20 protein-coding genes are annotated in these 17,872 nt (G+C 40.9%); 12 read left to right on the top strand and 8 right to left on the bottom strand.

Going from position 1 to position 17,872, the window contains the following annotated elements; translation table 11 throughout:
- Positions 1-62: 62 nt before the first annotated feature.
- From hda to KCG35_RS04275, 4 genes are all read right to left on the bottom strand, one after another.
- On the bottom strand, positions 63-767 hold the full coding sequence (gene hda, locus KCG35_RS04290) for a DnaA regulatory inactivator Hda (RefSeq protein ID WP_215818437.1): 705 nt from the start codon (positions 765-767) through the stop codon (positions 63-65).
- Between the two features lie 6 nt (positions 768-773).
- Positions 774-1,856 (bottom strand): AI-2E family transporter, encoded by a 1,083-nt coding sequence (locus KCG35_RS04285; RefSeq protein WP_230408999.1) that lies wholly within the window; start codon positions 1,854-1,856, stop codon positions 774-776.
- Positions 1,853-2,425, bottom strand: coding sequence for a CDP-alcohol phosphatidyltransferase family protein (locus KCG35_RS04280; RefSeq protein WP_215818436.1), 573 nt, complete (start codon positions 2,423-2,425; stop codon positions 1,853-1,855). The genes KCG35_RS04285 and KCG35_RS04280 overlap by 4 nt, the downstream gene beginning before the upstream one ends.
- A 266-nt stretch (positions 2,426-2,691) precedes the next feature.
- On the bottom strand, positions 2,692-3,930 hold the full coding sequence (locus KCG35_RS04275) for a DUF2066 domain-containing protein (RefSeq protein ID WP_215818435.1): 1,239 nt from the start codon (positions 3,928-3,930) through the stop codon (positions 2,692-2,694).
- Between the two features lie 400 nt (positions 3,931-4,330).
- Here KCG35_RS04275 and purM point away from each other — a divergent pair, with 400 nt between their 5' ends.
- The 4 genes from purM (at position 4,331) to gloA (ending at position 7,303) form a co-directional block, all read left to right on the top strand.
- On the top strand, positions 4,331-5,401 hold the full coding sequence (gene purM, locus KCG35_RS04270) for a phosphoribosylformylglycinamidine cyclo-ligase (RefSeq protein ID WP_215818434.1): 1,071 nt from the start codon (positions 4,331-4,333) through the stop codon (positions 5,399-5,401).
- Positions 5,402-5,500: 99 nt separating this feature from the next.
- Positions 5,501-6,133 carry a phosphoribosylglycinamide formyltransferase gene (gene purN, locus KCG35_RS04265; protein WP_215818433.1) on the top strand — a complete coding sequence of 211 codons (633 nt, stop codon included), beginning with the start codon at positions 5,501-5,503 and terminating at the stop codon, positions 6,131-6,133.
- A gap of 23 nt (positions 6,134-6,156) precedes the next feature.
- Entirely contained in the window at positions 6,157-6,873 is a 717-nt protein-coding gene (locus tag KCG35_RS04260; RefSeq protein WP_215818432.1) for a DUF3108 domain-containing protein, read from the top strand.
- A gap of 22 nt (positions 6,874-6,895) precedes the next feature.
- The gene (gene gloA, locus KCG35_RS04255; protein ID WP_215818431.1) at positions 6,896-7,303 is read left to right on the top strand and encodes a lactoylglutathione lyase; all 408 of its coding nucleotides are present in this window, start codon (positions 6,896-6,898) and stop codon (positions 7,301-7,303) included.
- An 87-nt stretch (positions 7,304-7,390) separates the two neighbouring features.
- Here the strand turns inward: gloA and KCG35_RS04250 are convergent, their stop codons facing one another.
- Positions 7,391-8,605, bottom strand: a complete 1,215-nt coding sequence (locus tag KCG35_RS04250; RefSeq protein WP_215818430.1) for an argininosuccinate synthase — start codon at positions 8,603-8,605, stop codon at positions 7,391-7,393.
- A gap of 240 nt (positions 8,606-8,845) precedes the next feature.
- On the bottom strand, positions 8,846-9,790 hold the full coding sequence (locus tag KCG35_RS04245) for a flagellar protein MotY (protein WP_215818429.1): 945 nt from the start codon (positions 9,788-9,790) through the stop codon (positions 8,846-8,848).
- A 206-nt stretch (positions 9,791-9,996) separates the two neighbouring features.
- On the opposite strand from KCG35_RS04245, the gene pyrC reads away from it, so the two are divergent.
- On the top strand, positions 9,997-11,034 hold the full coding sequence (gene pyrC / locus KCG35_RS04240) for a dihydroorotase (protein WP_215818428.1): 1,038 nt from the start codon (positions 9,997-9,999) through the stop codon (positions 11,032-11,034).
- Positions 11,035-11,050: 16 nt separating this feature from the next.
- A complete protein-coding gene (gene rnt / locus KCG35_RS04235) occupies positions 11,051-11,695 on the top strand; it encodes a ribonuclease T (protein ID WP_309227283.1) in 645 nt (214 codons plus the stop codon).
- Between the two features lie 137 nt (positions 11,696-11,832).
- Here the strand turns inward: rnt and KCG35_RS04230 are convergent, their stop codons facing one another.
- A complete protein-coding gene (locus KCG35_RS04230) occupies positions 11,833-12,435 on the bottom strand; it encodes a peroxiredoxin (protein ID WP_215818427.1) in 603 nt (200 codons plus the stop codon).
- A 319-nt stretch (positions 12,436-12,754) separates the two neighbouring features.
- On the opposite strand from KCG35_RS04230, the gene KCG35_RS04225 reads away from it, so the two are divergent.
- Both KCG35_RS04225 and bfr read left to right on the top strand, forming a co-directional pair.
- Positions 12,755-12,952 (top strand): (2Fe-2S)-binding protein, encoded by a 198-nt coding sequence (locus tag KCG35_RS04225; RefSeq protein WP_215818426.1) that lies wholly within the window; start codon positions 12,755-12,757, stop codon positions 12,950-12,952.
- Between the two features lie 308 nt (positions 12,953-13,260).
- Positions 13,261-13,737 carry a bacterioferritin gene (gene bfr, locus KCG35_RS04220; RefSeq protein ID WP_215818425.1) on the top strand — a complete coding sequence of 159 codons (477 nt, stop codon included), beginning with the start codon at positions 13,261-13,263 and terminating at the stop codon, positions 13,735-13,737.
- 400 nt (positions 13,738-14,137) lie between these two features.
- Here bfr and grxD read toward each other — a convergent pair whose 3' ends face one another.
- A complete protein-coding gene (grxD, locus tag KCG35_RS04215) occupies positions 14,138-14,479 on the bottom strand; it encodes a Grx4 family monothiol glutaredoxin (protein WP_215818424.1) in 342 nt (113 codons plus the stop codon).
- Between the two features lie 235 nt (positions 14,480-14,714).
- Here grxD and KCG35_RS04210 point away from each other — a divergent pair, with 235 nt between their 5' ends.
- The 4 genes from KCG35_RS04210 (at position 14,715) to KCG35_RS04195 (ending at position 17,834) form a co-directional block, all read left to right on the top strand.
- Positions 14,715-15,758 (top strand): ABC transporter ATP-binding protein, encoded by a 1,044-nt coding sequence (locus KCG35_RS04210; RefSeq protein ID WP_215818423.1) that lies wholly within the window; start codon positions 14,715-14,717, stop codon positions 15,756-15,758.
- An 837-nt stretch (positions 15,759-16,595) separates the two neighbouring features.
- Complete coding sequence (locus tag KCG35_RS04205; RefSeq protein WP_215818422.1) at positions 16,596-17,015, top strand: RP/EB family microtubule-associated protein; 420 nt, start codon at positions 16,596-16,598, stop codon at positions 17,013-17,015.
- A 112-nt stretch (positions 17,016-17,127) separates the two neighbouring features.
- Positions 17,128-17,253: a chitin-binding domain-containing protein gene (locus KCG35_RS27040; protein ID WP_215818421.1), complete on the top strand. Its 126-nt coding sequence runs from the start codon at positions 17,128-17,130 to the stop codon at positions 17,251-17,253.
- Positions 17,254-17,486: 233 nt separating this feature from the next.
- A complete protein-coding gene (locus KCG35_RS04195; protein WP_215818420.1) occupies positions 17,487-17,834 on the top strand; it encodes a hypothetical protein in 348 nt (115 codons plus the stop codon).
- Positions 17,835-17,872: the final 38 nt, after the last annotated feature.

Raw genomic sequence — 17,872 nt, 5'->3', positions numbered from 1 at the left:
TTCACATCATAAATAGGGTTTAAAAAATCGTTACTTTTCACCCACTGTAAAAGTTAACTTGATTACCAATCCATCACTTGTTTAACAAAGGGAATGGTTAATTTGCGCTTGGCACGCAAGGATGCTTTGTCTAACTGGTCAAGCGCACTAAACAATGCCTGTGTACTCCGTGGAGCACGATATAAAATATAACGTGCCACTTCATCGCTAATATCTAAACCACGCATATGAGCACGAAGCTGAAGTGCTGTCACCTTTTCCTCATCCGTTAAAGGCAAAACTTGGAAGACAACTCCCCATGATAGACGAGAAAGTAAATCTGGTAGGTTGATACCCGTATCTTTAGGTGGAGATGAAGCTGCAATCAATAAACGTCGATTTGCGTCCTTAACACGATTAAATAAATGGAATAATGCTACTTCCCATGGACGATTACCTGCTACTGCCTGTAACTCATCAATACAAATTACATCAAGTGTTTCCAGGCTATCCAACACTCCAGGTCCATAAGGCAAAAGCTCCGCAAGTGGTAAATAAACACTCTTCAATTGATGTAAGTCTGCCTCATGACAAGCAGCCTGCAACAAATGGCTACAACCAACACCTGGCGAGCCATAAATAAAGACATAAGGTTCCGCTTGCCCAAGCTCTGCAGCATCAAGGGACAATGCCATTACTACTGGCTGATTCCGGCCACTGTAATAATTAGCAAATGTCGCATCATCTCTAAGCTGTATTCCAAGAGGCAGCTGAATTGGCGAACTCATAAACACTCATTCATCAGGGGTTATGGGTTGCTGATTAGCGTGATACAGTGCGCTTAACGTATAAATTTCTTTTAAATGTCGTAGCAACACCATAATAACTGCAGCAATCGGCAGTGCCAGCAGCACCCCCACAAAGCCAAATAACTGACCACCAGCAAGAATGGCAAAAATGACCGCTACGGGATGTAGACCAATCCTGTCACCCACCAATAGAGGCGTTAGTACCATTCCTTCCAAAGCCTGTCCCACCATAAATACCATAATAACCCCAACAAAAGGCAACAAGGTATCAAACTGGAACACGGCAGCCACTAGTGCTATGCCAATACCAACAATAAAGCCCATATAGGGCACAATACTAGCCAGCCCTGCGGTTAATCCAATAATAATGGCAAATTGTAAACCAACAAGCCATAGGCCTGCAGCATAAATTATTCCCAAACAAAGCATAACCACTAATTGCCCCTTTAAAAAGGCACCCAAAACTTCATCACACTCTCGGGCCAGTTTAGCGACTACGGGTTCTAAGTTACGCGGTAATAGCGTACCAACCTTAGCAGTCATTACATCCCAATCGCGCAGTAAATAAAAAGTCACGACAGGAATCAAAAACAAATTAGTTAATGCAGTAATGATCGCTACACCGGATTCCGTGGCTGACTTTAAAATAGGGGTAAGCAGACTACCCGCTGTTTGCCATTTAGACACAATGTGTCGGGTAACATTATTCACTTTTAAGCTTTCTGGGTCGACGCCTAAATGTTGATAAACCCAGGGAAAAGCATTCTCTTCCAACCAAGTTGCCCACACAGGCAACTGATGTATGAGTGTTTTAATCTGACTGGCTAACAGGGGTATAAGAATAAGTAAGAGAATTGTAAACACTAGAGAAAGCACAATGAAAACAGTTATTACTGCTAATGTACGAGACATCCCCTTTACTTCAAGTCGATCAGCAATAGGGTCACCCAAGTAGGCAAGTATCATTCCTACCAAAAAAGGTGACAAAATAGGTTTCAGCAAATAGATCAGTATGCAAATAAGCACCAACATACTGAGCAAAAACCAACGTTGCGTGTAAGTCATCATGATTTATGCTTTGTTTCCTGCCTGTATTTTTGGGTCCAAACCCACACATAATCAAACCCACTCATGACTGTCACAACAGCCACTGAAAATATTAATGCAGTGAAAACATAGGCGGGTATTGTCAATAATGTTAGATGCAATATTGTCAGCAGGGCCAGCATAATTTGTAAAAATGTGCTTAGCTTACCAATCCGTGAAGGCTTGAATTCATATTGCCCCACTAAAAAGTGATAACTCACAGCGCCTGAAACAATCACCAAATCGCGAATAATAACGGTAGCCGTTAACCACAATGGAAAATGCCCTAGGATCGTGAGCATGATATAAGCCGCCATTAGCATTAGCTTATCTGCCAGCGGATCAATCATCGCACCAAAACGGCTATGCCAACCAAACCTTCGCGCTAAAAAACCATCAAGCCCATCAGATGCTGCAGCAACCATAAACAAGAGTAACGCTAATTGATAGCGTTCACTAAGCAGGCTGTAGCTGATAGGAAAAATCAGCAGCAACCTGATAATGGTTAATAAATTAGGAAGATAACGTAATGCCAAGACTGTATCCGTCAACCTTATTACTTTACAGCTCACAGTAAACGTATAAAACAAGCTGCCATGTTTATCACTAGCAGCCCATATCACTTAAGTTCTTGCTTTCCCTTTATACTTTTTGCTTGATTTATCGTACCACTTGATTTTAAAACGTAATCAACCGTCGTGGTAAGCCTATATAAGGCAGTTTATACTTTTTTCAAGTTTATAATGATTGTATGACGCTTAAGCTTGTTACACTTAATCATCATACTACTGATATAAACGACTCCCTGACACCTCAGCTACTGCCCTACCCACTGATACTGAACAAAACGGTCAGCACCTGCTTGTGGGGGTAACATATTCAACCTGGCTTCCCGGTTTAATCGGGCCACAAGTTTTTCTTTTGAGCGGTTATCCTTTAAATCAATATCAAATACCACCATAGCTCCAGAAACTTTAACCAAATGAACTGCTTTTACTTCCGTTAAGTTTTTCAGTAATTGATTAATATTGGCAAATGCATCTATCCCTTCAACCCCATCAACTGCCAACCTCACATCATGACTCGTCGCGGTAGGTACAGGCAAAGTAGAGCCTGTTGAAGATCCATCATTTTCTGTAGTTAGAGCCGCATCATTATTAGACTCAGTTGAAGATGGTAGTTGTCCTATTGTTGTTGTATTTGCACCTGTAGACTGTTCAGCATTTTCTAAGGGCTTATTTTCGTCAGGAGTGTCCTGTAAATCTGCTGTATAGTAGTTTGCAGCAAGTTTAACGCCCATTGCAGCAAGATCTTCAGCTGACAGCTTACTAAATGACTTACTTTTTTGTGTATTATCCCCCAGTAACAACCACCGGCCACTGTATGTCTGCTCATCTTCAGCATATACACGTGCAGCCAATATAGCACCTGGATTGTAACGCTGAGATGCTGAACGAATCGTATCAGCGTATAAGCCCCACATATCTACTTCATCCAAAGCAGCTGCATCCTCTAAGTCTAATAAAGGCCATAACAATGGCATGGCCTTTTGCTTAGATTCTTTAGTCAATGCCTGTAATAAAGGGTGTTGATTATCACTCTCTCCAAGTTGCGTCCTCACCCCTGATGCTGACTGAATCAGCCAAACCAACGTATTTGGCCGCTCAGTGGGCTGCCACACTGAAACATTATGATCTTTAAGTAAGCGCTCTATAGCTTTTTTATCAAACTGCATGACCATCTGCTTTGCAGGCACTTCAAGACCATCGCTTGACAGAGTCGTTTCACCTGTTGACTCAAAGCCAAACTGAACAATATACATGTCGGGTGTGTTAACTGCCTCGGCAATACCTGGCTTATTGGCAATATCTTCCTGGCCAGACACTTTTTGCAAAACTTTGATAAACCCTTCTCGCATACCTTCATCTTGCTCGGCCGTTGAACGTACCAAGACTTTTGCTTGATAAAGGTCAGATGCCGCTGAAGCGGTCGTTGCTACCAGTGAAATAAGTAGCAAAAATGAAGTCAAAATAAACGTTAGCTGTCGTGAGAACATAGTCTTACTTTCCTTCCTGATCAGCAGGCACTTAATACTTTACATTGGCATGCCAATAGCCTTGTAACAGAAAACAACATTAGTCATACCTTTATTTGATAACAAAATCTGTACGGGTACAAACTAACGTGTCTAATACCCCCTGATTACAACTCGGCATAACGACCACCTGATATAAGCACTGTTTAATAACCTTGCACAAGCTATTGCTTAATAATCTGCATAAGCTATCGCTTAATAAATAGTTACATAGCCTGGCAAGCAAACACTTGCTAAAATACCCGCAATGTGCCGCGCAAGTTACTTAAAAGTGGTCTAATTAACAAGACAGATTGACACAACTTTAAGACAATTCATCTTTACGCTTAATTCCAATCACTCATTACCTGGGCCTTAAGCCATGACTGAACGCAGCAAACCATCGTCTTCAATGCCATCTGTTAGTTACAAGGATGCAGGCGTTGATATTGATGCAGGCAACCGCTTAGTTGAACGCATTAAACATATTGCCAGAAGAACTCATCGTCCGGAAGCCCTGGGTGGGCTTGGTGGCTTTGGTGCTTTATTTGAACTACCTAAAGGCTACCAAGAACCTGTTTTAGTGTCTGGTACTGATGGCGTGGGAACAAAGCTACGCCTGGCGATGGAACTCAACCAGCATGACACTATAGGTATTGATCTTGTAGCGATGTGTGTCAATGATCTCATTGTATGCGGTGCAGAACCCCTCTACTTTTTAGATTACTATGCAACAGGTCAGCTCAATGTGGATGTCGCCACCGATGTAATTGCAGGCATTGGCCGGGGTTGTGAAATTGCAGGTATTTCTCTAATTGGTGGTGAAACCGCTGAAATGCCGGGCATGTATCAGGGAGATGACTATGATCTTGCAGGCTTTTGTGTAGGTATTGTCGAAAAGTCCAAGCTTATTGATGGCAGCAAAGTACAACCTGGTAATCAACTCTTAGCACTAGCCTCGTCAGGCCCTCACTCAAATGGCTACTCACTGATTCGTAAACTGCTTAAAGATAGTAATGCTGACCTCAGTATGCCGCTTGGCGATTCAACACTTGGTGCCAGCTTACTTGCTCCCACACAAATTTATGTACGCTCACTGGAAATGCTTTGGCGTACTCACCCTGTATTAGCAATGGCACATATCACAGGTGGAGGCTTACTTGAAAATATTCCCCGCGTTTTACCAGACAACTGCAAGGCTGTTATTGATGGCGGTAGCTGGGATTTACCTCCTGTATTTAAGTGGCTCCAAGAAGCAGGCAATATTACTAGCCAAGAAATGTTAAGGACATTTAACTGTGGTATAGGTATGGTGATATGTGTTCCTATCGAGAAAGTTGAAGCCACAATTCGCTATTTAGATGCTGCTGGTGAAACAGTATGGCGTGTTGGTGAAATCCAAACGAAAGAGAAACAAGATGAAGCGGTAGAAGTACAAAACCTGTCGTTTTAGCCTTTCAGCAGGGCTAGTGACTAACCAACACTAGCCTATCTATGCCATATCCACCTATAAGTGGCCCAACAACCAACATATCGCTGATGGACTTTTTCTATGGATATTGTTGTATTAATTTCTGGCAATGGTAGTAATTTACAAGCCTTAATCGATCAGCAACCTCACCATCACTACCGTATTGCGGCTGTTATAAGCAATAAAGCTGATGCCTATGGTCTGCAGCGAGCCCAACAAGCCAATATTCCTACCAAAGTTATTGATCATCGCCAATACACTGATCGTGATGCCTTTGATCGAGCACTGCAGGCTCATATTGATAATTTCCAGCCAGAGCTTGTAGTCCTTGCAGGATTTATGCGTATTTTGACAGATGGTTTTGTACGACACTACACAGGAAGAATGATTAATATTCATCCATCATTACTTCCTAAGTATCGTGGTCTGCATACTCATCAACGGGTAATTGATGCAGGTGATAAGGAACACGGTACAACTGTACACTTTGTAACCGAAGAACTAGATGGCGGACCTATTATCATTCAAGCCGTTATTCAAGTCACAAAAGAAGATACTGCAACTACACTTGCACAAAAAGTACAGCAACAAGAGCACACTATTTATCCTAAAGCAGTTGCCTGGTTCTCGGAACAAAAATTAAAAATGGAACACAATAAATGTCTTCTTGATGGCGAACTTTTACCGCCACAAGGTGTTCAAATCAGACATTAGATGACAACAAAGGTTTTTTGCCTATGAAAACAAAAGGCTTACTTGCATTAGCCGCTGGGCTGGCTTGCTTTACTCATACCGCCTATCTCAATGCTGATACGTTACAACCTTATAAAGCAACCTATGGCGCTGAAGTATCAAGTATCCCTGTCAAAGGTTCTGCAAATCGGGAGTTAACGGTAGCCAAAGATGGCTCTTACCACCTTAGCTTTAGTGCAGACATTGTGATTGTTGATATTGCTGAACAGTCCAGATTCAGCATTCAAGACAACCATGTCGTTCCTGCCTCTTACCACTACAAACGAGGTGGATTTGCAAAAACGAAAGAGGACAGCCTGTCATTTGATTGGAAAAATATGCAAGTGCAAAATCAGGCTGACGAAGACGTTAAACCTTTTGCAATTACTAAACAAACCCTTGACCCTTTGAGCTATCAGTTTCAATTAAGGCTCGACCTGGCTAATAATAAAAAAGATCTCACCTACAAAGTGGCTGATGAAGATGAAGTGAAAACATACTCTTTCAAACGCCTTGGCGAGGAAGTTATTGACAGTCCGCTTGGCAAATTGAAAACTGTAAAAGTGAAACGTGTTCGCGAAAATAAAAAGCGTGAAACAACTCTCTGGTTTGCAAAAGAATGGGATTATATTTTAGTTCGCTTGCAACAACTTGAAGAAAGCAAGGTTTACGATATTTACCTGCAGAAAGCATCCATTAATGGCAAACCAGTTGGTAAATAAAACCAGCCAATGAGGATGATAAATGCGTTTACTGCATACCATGCTACGTGTAGCTGATTTAGATAAATCAATTGATTTTTATACACGTATAATGGGCATGAAGCTATTACGAAAATCAGAAAACTCTGAGTACAAATATACACTGGCCTTTGTAGGTTATCAGGATGAAGCAGAAGGTGCTGTCATTGAATTAACTTACAACTGGGACGTTGATCAATATGACCAAGGCAATGCCTTTGGACATATTGCCATTGAAGTGGATGATTTATACAAAACCTGCGAACAAATTCGTGTAGCAGGTGGCGTAATTACCCGCGAGCCTGGACCAGTTAAAGGTGGTACAACTGAAATAGCCTTTGTTCGTGATCCTGACAACTATGCAATCGAACTGATTAATAGTAAGCACGCAGGACAAGGGTTATCAGGTTAAGCCTTAAATAAAAAAACCCGCTTTTTAGCGGGTTTTTTTATTCATGTACACATTAAATGTGACTACATTTATTGCTGTATTTAATAACTAGAGCAGCTTACGTCCTTTATTAGCAGCAATCCGTAACCGTAGTGCATTTAACTTAATAAAACCTGCAGCATCGGCCTGATCATAAGCACCCGCATCATCCTCAAAAGTTGCAATTGCCTGATCAAACAAGCTCTCAACTGACTGACGCCCCACAACGATGACACTGCCTTTATACAACTTAAGTCGTACTTTACCATTCACATGAAGCTGAGAAGTATCGATCATATCCTGCATTATCTTACGCTCAGGAGACCACCAGTAACCGTTGTATATTAATTTTGCGTAACGAGGCATGAGCTCATCTTTTAAGTGAGCCACTTCCCTATCAAGCGTAATTGACTCTATAGCACGGTGGGCACGCAATATAATGGTTCCACCAGGTGTTTCATAACATCCCCGAGACTTCATGCCCACATAGCGGTTCTCAACAATATCTGTCCGCCCAATACCATTAGCACCACCCACTTTATTCAGAAAGGTCAGTACTTCTGCTGGTGTCATTGCCTGACCATCAATGGCGACAATATCACCCTTTAGATAGTCCAGTTCCAAATAAGTAGGTGTATCAGGTGCCTGTTCTGGTGCTACTGACCAACGCCACATATCTTCTTCTGGTTCAGCCCATGGGTCTTCTAAAAGGCCACCTTCATACGAAATGTGTAGTAAGTTTGCATCCATTGAATAAGGGGATTTACCCTTTTGCGTTTCAACAGGGATATCGTGTTTATGACAATAGTCCAATAAACTTTCCCGGGAACTAAGATCCCAATCCCGCCAGGGGGCAATAACTTGTATGCCAGGTTTTAATGCATAGGCTCCCAGTTCAAAGCGAACCTGATCATTACCCTTCCCTGTTGCTCCATGAGCAATGGCATCCGCCCCTGTTTCATTAGCAATTTCAACAAGACGTTTAGCGATCAGTGGTCGAGCAATTGAAGTACCTAGCAGGTACTCTCCTTCATAGACAGTATTGGCGCGGAACATGGGGAAAACGAAGTCTCGGACAAACTCTTCTCGCAAGTCATCAATATAGATTTCTTTAATACCTAGTGCTTCTGCTTTTGCTCGGGCTGGCTCAACTTCTTCACCCTGACCTAAGTCAGCTGTAAAGGTCACCACATCACATTGGTAAGTGTCTTCCAGCCACTTGGCAATGACCGAGGTGTCTAATCCCCCCGAGTATGCCAAGACAACCTTATTGATGTCTTTCATTCGTTTGCTCCAAAAACTACTTTTATATTCCCAAATTACTAAAGTTATGTTCGTGCCAAATGAACAATTATTCTAACGACTGTGAATTACTTCGCCTAGAGCAATAGGCACAATCACATCATTTTTTTGTGTCATTATGTAGCCAGAAATTAATAGTGGAACAAAAAAGGGAATTATTGTCTGACGAACGTACACATCCATATGAGTTGGCTAGATGTTTATGTCAGTTACTGGGAAGTTTTATTCCGTTCCTTTTTCTTCGTCTAAAATATTTGTTGTTGGTGGGACAGTTACATTTTCTGAGGGTAATGGTTTCTTTTCTAGACGAATGGTTGCACGTCGATTACGCGTACGATCTTTAGAGGAAGCGTTTTTAACAATTGGATATCTTTCACCATGAAAGCGAACTTTCATAATTCCAGATTTAACACCCCGTGCTACTAAATATTTCTCAACAGATTCAGCTCTTTGTTTTGATAACTCTCGGTTATCCAAGCGACGTCCTATATCATCGGTATGCCCATCAATAAAAATTGACTGAACTTTAGGGTCAGCTTTGACATAAATGGCAATATTATTGAGTTTTTCTTTAGCCTGCTCATTTAACGTTGTTTTACCTGAATCAAACAGCACAAAAGACCGTCGTATTTGATCAAAATTCACGGGTAACAGCTTGGACAAACAGCCTAAATAGTCATTGTAAACCTTCTGGAAATTAACATTTGATAACGCAACCGTGATAGTTTCTTTATCACTGTACCAGGCCATTCGTTCAAATGCTGGAGCCATGCCTTGTTTAAGCTGATTTAACATCCAGCTGGGTAAAGGCCCTGTCATAAAAATGGCTTCTTTACCTGGATCGACTTGTATCTCCCCCATCACCTGAGCACTCCGATCATGTCGCCAGGATGGCAATGAAGCGACAAGCATCGCCTTCCCTTTCTGTATAGGACTTTGCCAGCTCAGCAAACGAAAACCTACCCGCTCACCCGCTCGCCGACGAAAAACCGCCTCACCAAATTCTGGTATAGGGTGATAAAGATTGCACTCAAAAATGGAGCCATCCATCCGCCACTCAGAGCGATCAACAGGCGCTTGATAAATAATGGCGCTCGCAGGAGTCCCCCCGAAAAACAACAACACTAAACAAGATTTGATTAAATCTAATGTTTTATCAAAGATCATACGCCGATTCTCACCAGTTACTTCTTAAAATAGCGGCTAACCTGTAATGATCTTTAGTCTTAATCTGCTTTCAGCTCAACGAAACATATAATATTCCTGGCTGAGCTTGAGACAACTGAACCACATGTCTAACAAACAAAGCCTAGTATCTCAGAGTACACTTAGGTAGGATGCCCAAAGCAAATTATTTGGTTAGGCAACTTTCAATGGAACAGATGTTAACAATCACTCGTCCAGATGACTGGCATATCCACTTACGAGATGGTGCAGTTTTAACAAATACAGTAGAGGATGCAGCACGCTATTGTGGACGTGCGATTGTCATGCCCAATTTAACGCCTCCTATTCAAACCGTTGATGATGCGCAAAACTACCAGACTCGTATACAGCACGCCATCCCAGCCAATAGTCAATGGCAGCCCTTATTAACACTATACTTGACTGACCAAACAACACCTGCACTTATCCAACAAGCAGCCCAGTCTGGCATTATTTATGGTGTTAAGCTCTACCCTGCAGGCGCAACCACAAACTCTGATGCAGGTGTACACAACCTCACACCGCTTTATCCTGCTTTTGCTGCTATGGAGAAAGCTGGCTTACCCTTACTTGTTCATGGGGAAGTAACTACGCCTGATGTGGATATTTTCGATCGAGAACAACGTTTTTTAGCTGAACAACTCGCACCACTCTGCGTACAATTTCCTAAATTGAAAGTGGTTGTTGAACATATTACAACAACAGATGCTGTCGACTTTGTCTTAGACCACAATGATAATGTTGCTGCAACCATCACCCCACAACACCTACTTTATAACCGCAACCACATGCTTGTGGGAGGAATAAAACCCCACTTTTACTGCTTACCTATCTTAAAACGCAGGCAACATCAGGAACGGCTAAGAGCTGCTGCAACCAGTGGCAACCCAAAATTCTTTATGGGTACAGACTCCGCCCCTCATACCCAGCAGCGTAAAGAAAATGCCTGTGGCTGCGCAGGTTGTTACAGTGCATTTGCTGCTCTTGAACTATATGCAGAAGTCTTTGAAGAAATGGGTGCACTGGATAAGTTAGAGGCTTTTTCCAGCTTTAACGGTGCGGACTTTTATGACCTTAATCGCAATACTGACACAGTTACTCTGGTTAAACAGCCTTGGCATGTACCAGAGACGCTAGCATTCGGTAGCGACCGCGTAGTACCATTGCGTGCAGGAGAAATTATCAACTGGCGTATCCTTCAATGAGAATTAAGGCTGTAGCGTGACAAATGAAGCATCACTGAAACCCCTTATAGCAGAACGATTTCGAGGCTTTTTACCTGTCGTTATTGATGTTGAAACCGGAGGTTTTAATGCAGCAACTGATGCCTTACTGGAAATTGCTGCAGTCACACTCACCATTGATGCAACAGGTCAAATGATAGCTGAAGATACCATAGACTTTGCAATCACACCTTTTCCGGACGCCAATATTGAGCCAGCAGCACTAGAATTTACGGGTATCAACCCATTTTGCCCTGAGCGCAAAGCATTTGATGAAGCTGAAGCTCTAAAGCAGCTTTTTAAACGTATCCGTAAGGCTATTAAGTCGGGAGGCTGTAACCGGGCCATTTTGGTTGGACATAATGCGATGTTTGACTTGAACTTTTTAAATGCAGCGGTTACCCGAAATAACCTTAAACGCAATCCATTTCATCCATTTTCCAGCTTTGATACAGCTACTTTAGCAGGACTGGCATTTGGCCAAACGGTGCTTGCTAAAGCGTGTGAAGCCGCGGATATCAACTTTGATGCTAATGAAGCTCACTCTGCAGCCTATGATGCCAATAAAACAGCTGAACTATTTTGTAGCATTGTTAACCGTTGGCAGACACTGGGTGGCTGGCCAGTGAATGCTTTAAAATAAATACTTTTGTTAAACCTAATGGCATTTTAAGACACAAAAAACCCTGCAAAAGCAGGGTTTTTTATTAGCAGTAGCACGACTTAAATAAAATGGTACGTAAACATAGTTAAATAATGCTAGTTGCTTCTTTTAAGATCTTATAGTTGCTCAGAGTTTTCAGAAAGATACTTAGCTACACCTTGTGGAGAAGCTTGCATACCTTTTTCACCTTTTTTCCAGCCAGCAGGGCAAACTTCACCATGCTCTTCATGGAATTGTAATGCATCAACCAAACGTACCAGCTCATCGATATTACGGCCTAAAGGCAGATCATTAACCAATTGAGAGCGAACAACACCTTCCTTATCAATCAAGAAAGCACCACGGAAAGCCACACCACCTGCAGACTCAACATCAAATGCTTTGGCGATTTCATGAGTCATATCTGCAACTAATGTGTACTTAACTGGACCAATACCACCTTCACCAACAGATGTATTACGCCAAGCATTGTGAGTAAAGTGAGAGTCAATAGAGACACCAATCACTTCTACACTGCGCTCTTTGAAGGCGTCCATACGGTGATCAAGTGCAATCAACTCAGAAGGACATACAAAAGTGAAGTCCAATGGATAAAAGAAAACGAGTGCATACTTTCCTTTAGTCGCTTCAGAAAAGTTATATTGCTCAACAATTTCACCATTACCCAATACAGCTGGAGCCGTAAAGTCTGGAGCACGCTTACTTACTAGAACGCCCATTTATATTCTCCACATGTCGTTAATTTTATAGACTATTTATGATCACAGAGAGCTATTTGTCCCTGCTACTACTTTAAAATAAAGCAAGATAAATATACTTAACCTGTCTTGCTAATGTAAAACTACATTGTTGGAACTAATAATACACCTCAGTAAGTTGCAAGCCTACCGCCTTTCCGATTGAATTTTTTTTACATAGCCATAGAAAAAATCTATTAGTAAGCGATCTCTTTTTGAGCAATTAACCCAATTGACAATCATTATCATTCACATTATTATCATAAGTGACAACACTAAGCTATAGGGTAGATTAAGCATTATGTACGTTTGCCTATGCAAAAATGTTAAATGCCATGAAATCAGGCAGTGCGTTCATGACGGTGCCGATAGCCTGCGAGAGGTCAGTCAGTGCCTCGGCGTGGCCACACAGTGTGGAAAGTGTGCCAAAGACGCCAAGCAAATTGTTAAAGAGGCCAAGCAAGAAAGACAGCAGCTGTTAGAGTACTTGCCCGCTTAATCTACAGAATATTTCAGCACCTCGTTTTATACCGCATCCTATCAATGCACCTCTCTTTGATTACCCTTCTAACTTTATTACCATCCTCTCTATATCATAACCCTATGTCGTGCCTGGCTTCATTTAATGAGTAAGTGTTCAGCCCACAAACGCAGAACGCAATGATAGTAATTAACATTCTCAAAAACTTATTTTAAATCAGTCACTTAAGTTTGACACCAGACTTACAGCTAGCGATACTAAAGAAGGCTTGCAGCGCCTAAAATCCCCACTTTTTATCCTATTATACAAGCTGATGAGGACCTGACATGAAAGGTGATCCTAAAGTTATTGAGCACCTCAATAAAGCGCTTGGTAACGAATTAATCGCCATCAACCAGTATTTTTTACATGCCCGAATGTACAAAGACTGGGGACTCCAAGAGCTGGGAAAAAAAGAGTATGAAGAGTCCATTGATGAAATGAAGCATGCAGACTGGCTCATTGAGCGTATTTTATTTCTGGAAGGACTTCCTAACCTACAAGATTTAGGACGCTTGCGGATTGGTGAAAATACGAAAGAAATGCTTCAGTGTGACCTCGATTTAGAAGTTCAACAGGCCATTCCTGATTTGCGTGAAGGTATCGCCTACTGCGAAAGTGTTGGCGACTATAGTAGTAGAGAGCTACTTGAAAAAATTCTTGAGTCTGAAGAAGAGCATGTTGACTGGCTTGAAACCCAACTATCACTTATTGACAAAATTGGTTTAGAAAATTACCTGCAATCTGCAATGGGCTCTTTGTAACCCTTTATAATAAGATTACCCCTTCTTTAACTATGTTAATTTGCCAAGTCATTAATTTATGTGGTTTGGCATATTAACGTAATAAATCTAAATAAAAGATTTTAACTCAATAAACAACATTATTATAAAAAGCAAAATCACCTATAAAAGCAAAGTCACCTGTTTTTCCGGCAAGTTTAATACTAAAAATAGAATTTTATTTCGACAGTGCTTTTTAATTAAACTTCCAAAAAATATTAGCTTAATGCAACCAACGACTTTTTCTCTTTTTTTGCCATAACACAAGCTGCGATGAGTATGCACTTTTATTGCTTGAGCCGTTGAATTTAGTAGGGGTAATACAATGAGACGAGAGGAAAATGATGACCTGTTTTAAAACAGGTCATCAACATAATGAGCTTTAAGCATCAGCCGATTCTTGTGGAGCGTTTTTATTAGCTTCCTGTAACAGTGGCAACAGCTCACCTTTTTCATGCATTTCCAAAATAATGTCACTTCCACCAAATAGTTCACCACTGATCCAAAGCTGAGGAAACGTTGGCCAGTTAGCGTATACAGGCAAATTAGTGCGTATTTCAGGATTTTGTAGGATATCTACATAGGCAAATTTTTCGCCACATTCCATTAAAACCTGTGCCGCTCTTGAAGAAAAACCACATTGCGGCATTTTAGGAGAGCCTTTCATATACAGCAAAATAGGGTGAGTTGAAATTTGCTGTTTAATTTGCTCCATTACATCCATCAGGTAACCTCACTTATCTCAAACTATTTGAGATAGTTTAACGTATTTAAATAGTAAATGCTGTCACTCTCACTATTGTATACTTTACTCACAACAAATTAACCCCTTAAAAAAAGTGGTTTTGTATTGCCCATACTGATTCTCCTTCCTTACATTTAGAGTGATGCAAAGCAAGTGTAGGTCTGAAATAATAGACGCGTTTTTAATCATGCTAGTCTCTAAGGCGTATTGCTACATGTCTACGTTACTGTCATTACAAAATGTTTGCTGTGCATATGATGAACAACCTGTTGTTCAAGATTTTGGTTTCACCATGCAACCAGGTGAAATCTGCAGCTTACTGGGACCAAGTGGTTGTGGGAAAACCACCGTGCTTAGAGCAATTGCTGGATTTGAAAGCATCACTACAGGTGTGATTTCATTATGTGGCAAGCCACTATCAACTCCCACTTCAGTTAAGCCACCTGAGCAGCGCCAAATTGGCATGGTATTTCAGGATTACGCACTTTTTCCACATTTGACTGTTAGGCAAAACATTGGCTTTGGCATTGTCAAACACCCCCAACGTCAACAACGCATAACCCGTCTTCTCGAAATGACAAACATGACGGCATTTGAACACCGTTATCCTCATGAACTTTCTGGTGGTCAGCAACAACGTGTTGCATTGGCGAGAGCAATGGCAACAGAACCAAAACTACTTCTGTTAGATGAGCCTTTTTCCAACCTCGACACGGATTTACGCCGTCGGTTGAGTTTTGAAGTCAGACAAATTTTAAAAGACCAAGGTATTAGTGCGATTTTGGTTACTCATGATCAGGAAGAAGCTTTCGCATTTGCGGACCAAATAGGTGTTATGCAACAAGGGCAGCTACTGCAATGGAATACGCCCTATCATATTTATCATGAACCTGCGACGCAGTTTGTTGCCAACTTTATTGGACAAGGACACTTTCTACCTGGGCAAGTTCAAGGAAAACACCTATCAACTGAGTTAGGACTTATCAATAACCCAACCCCTCACCGCTGGCCAGAAGGCTCCCCAATTGAGGTACTTCTTCGTCCAGATGACATTATTATTGACACCGCCAGTACTATCCGTGCTGATATTATTTATAAAACATTTATGGGAGCGACAACGCAATACACTTTACGTCTAAAAACGGGCAGCATCATTGAGTCTGTATTATCCAGCCATCATGACTACGACTGGGATGAAGAAATCGGAATTAGAATTGATGCACAACATGTTGTCGTGTTTCCTGCGCCAAGCCATTAAAAAAACAAACGTCACTCAAGCCTAACGCAGTTGCACCTCAATGTTTGTTAATGACAAACAACAATTGAATAACTCATGTTTGTTGAGCTTTTTGCCGCAAGGAAGCAGCAAACAGGCTTTCAGGGAAGAATTCATGGCGTGTTCAATGGGAGTTATGCAAATGTTGTATAAAGGCCTTTAACAAACTAGCTTTTAGAGTAAGCAGTCACCCTGACCATGTATTAACTCCTTCAAGCTATATTCGAAAGTATTATTAAAATAGCGTCTTAACTACTTATTATTGGCACTAGGAGTATGACACTTGAGCGCAGATTACTACAAAGAGCACGTGGTACAGCCTTAGTCCACCTGTTTTATAAGTCCATCATCTATACTGCTGCTGTCATTGCTATAAAAAAACATCTAGGTGACACTTACAGTCAAATTACGTGACCTTAGTAATACTTAATACTGAGAGTGGTACTATTTTACACGAAAATCGTCAAAATAGCCGATAACAGGGGTTACCGGAAATTTTTTCCAGGGGGTTTTGGTATTTGAAGTAAAGCTGGAGCACTAGGGGTACTTGAAGTTTGATTTTAACGTAAAGTAAACGAATAAATAATTAATCAAAAAATTCATTAGCATTTAAAGGTTACTAGTTCACTATAAATATATATTTATAATAAGTGCAGACTTAACCTATGATAGATTTTTTATTAAAAAATAATGTGCATTTTTTATCTATTTTTTCTAGAGTCATATCCGCATTAATTGTGTTAGGTTTTGCTAAAGTTTGGAAAAAATAATTGATCCTTGGTGGGAAAATTATAGCCTCTGATTTTTAAGGAGCGTAAAATGACTTTTGAGACATACTACAAGGCATTTCCAACTGCTGATATCCCTGATCAGCATGAGCTTGTATCTTGGGTAAATGATTGCTTGAAGTTGAACTACACCAAAATCGAAGATTTTCGTTCAGGAGCAGCATATTGCCAGTTAATGGATATTCTCTATGAAAATTGTGTTCGAATGGAAAAGGTTAATTTTCAAGCAAAAGAGATATTCGAATTAGTGATCAACTGGAAGCTTCTTTCGGATGCCTTCAAAAAAGCAGGAATTTACAAACCAATCCCCGTCAATAGGTTAATCACCGGTAATTTTACCGAAAACTTAGCGTTTTGCGTATGGTTTAAAAACTTTTTTGACACAGAGTATGGAGGTCAAGGGTATAATCCTGTCGCTACTCGTAACGCTGGAGCTTTCCAAGTGGAGTAAACCGAATGTATTTTCCCTCATTCTGCTCTGCCTCGCGCAAGTTTTTTGTGTCTTCACTCTGAAAGATCCCCGCCAATCCTGAAAGGTTCTTCACCCTCTGGAGTAAATTCTGTTGATTATTAACCTGGCAATTAAATATGCAAGTTCACACTGCATAAGCGATTTCTTTCTCTGTGGTTCTGATAGCGCTGTTGTTGTTCAGCACTGTCCTTCGGGTACTTTTTTTAACGACAACTGAGACTGTTATGATCATCAGTACAACATAGCAGGGTGCTAATAAATTGATATCACAACACTCCGAGGCTGGTATTTAATATTCTCAATACTACGCAATAGGCAAAAATATAAAGCTAATCGGTTAAGACCTGCTACCTAGCCACCATCACTGGATACCACTAACCATAAGGCCTACAGTGAGGTTAGGTTTGCATAAGGATAATGTTCATTAGTAGTTATGCATAAGAGATAGATATGGCAATTAGTCTTTTTTTTGGAGAAATTCTTGTTGGTTACATCGATCGAGTGGAGTCCGACTTTCCTTCATTTAATGGCTATTTTGTCTATGATGATAGTTTTATTGAGTCTTCAAATGATACGCAAAATAAGTTGAAAAAGTTTCTTTATTTGCAAGCAAGGTATTGTGAAATTTACGATACAGAAGATGATGTAGATGAATCAGAGGTCGATCAATTAAACGCGAAATTAGAAAAATGTAGCGCATACAATGATTCTGTTGATTGGTTCATTGTGGGTAGCGGTAATAAAGAGGGTATCATGTGTCCAATTATTTATAATACGGGCGAGATATCGTGGCGATAAATACCGATGGTATTTCTCAGCCATATGCATAACAAAAA

Origin of the sequence: Zooshikella harenae (assembly GCF_018837975.1) — a bacterium.
Lineage (GTDB): Bacteria > Pseudomonadota > Gammaproteobacteria > Pseudomonadales > Zooshikellaceae > Zooshikella > Zooshikella harenae.
The sequence above is the reverse complement of the archived record's forward strand: the minus strand, read 5'-3'. Positions and strand labels throughout refer to the sequence as shown.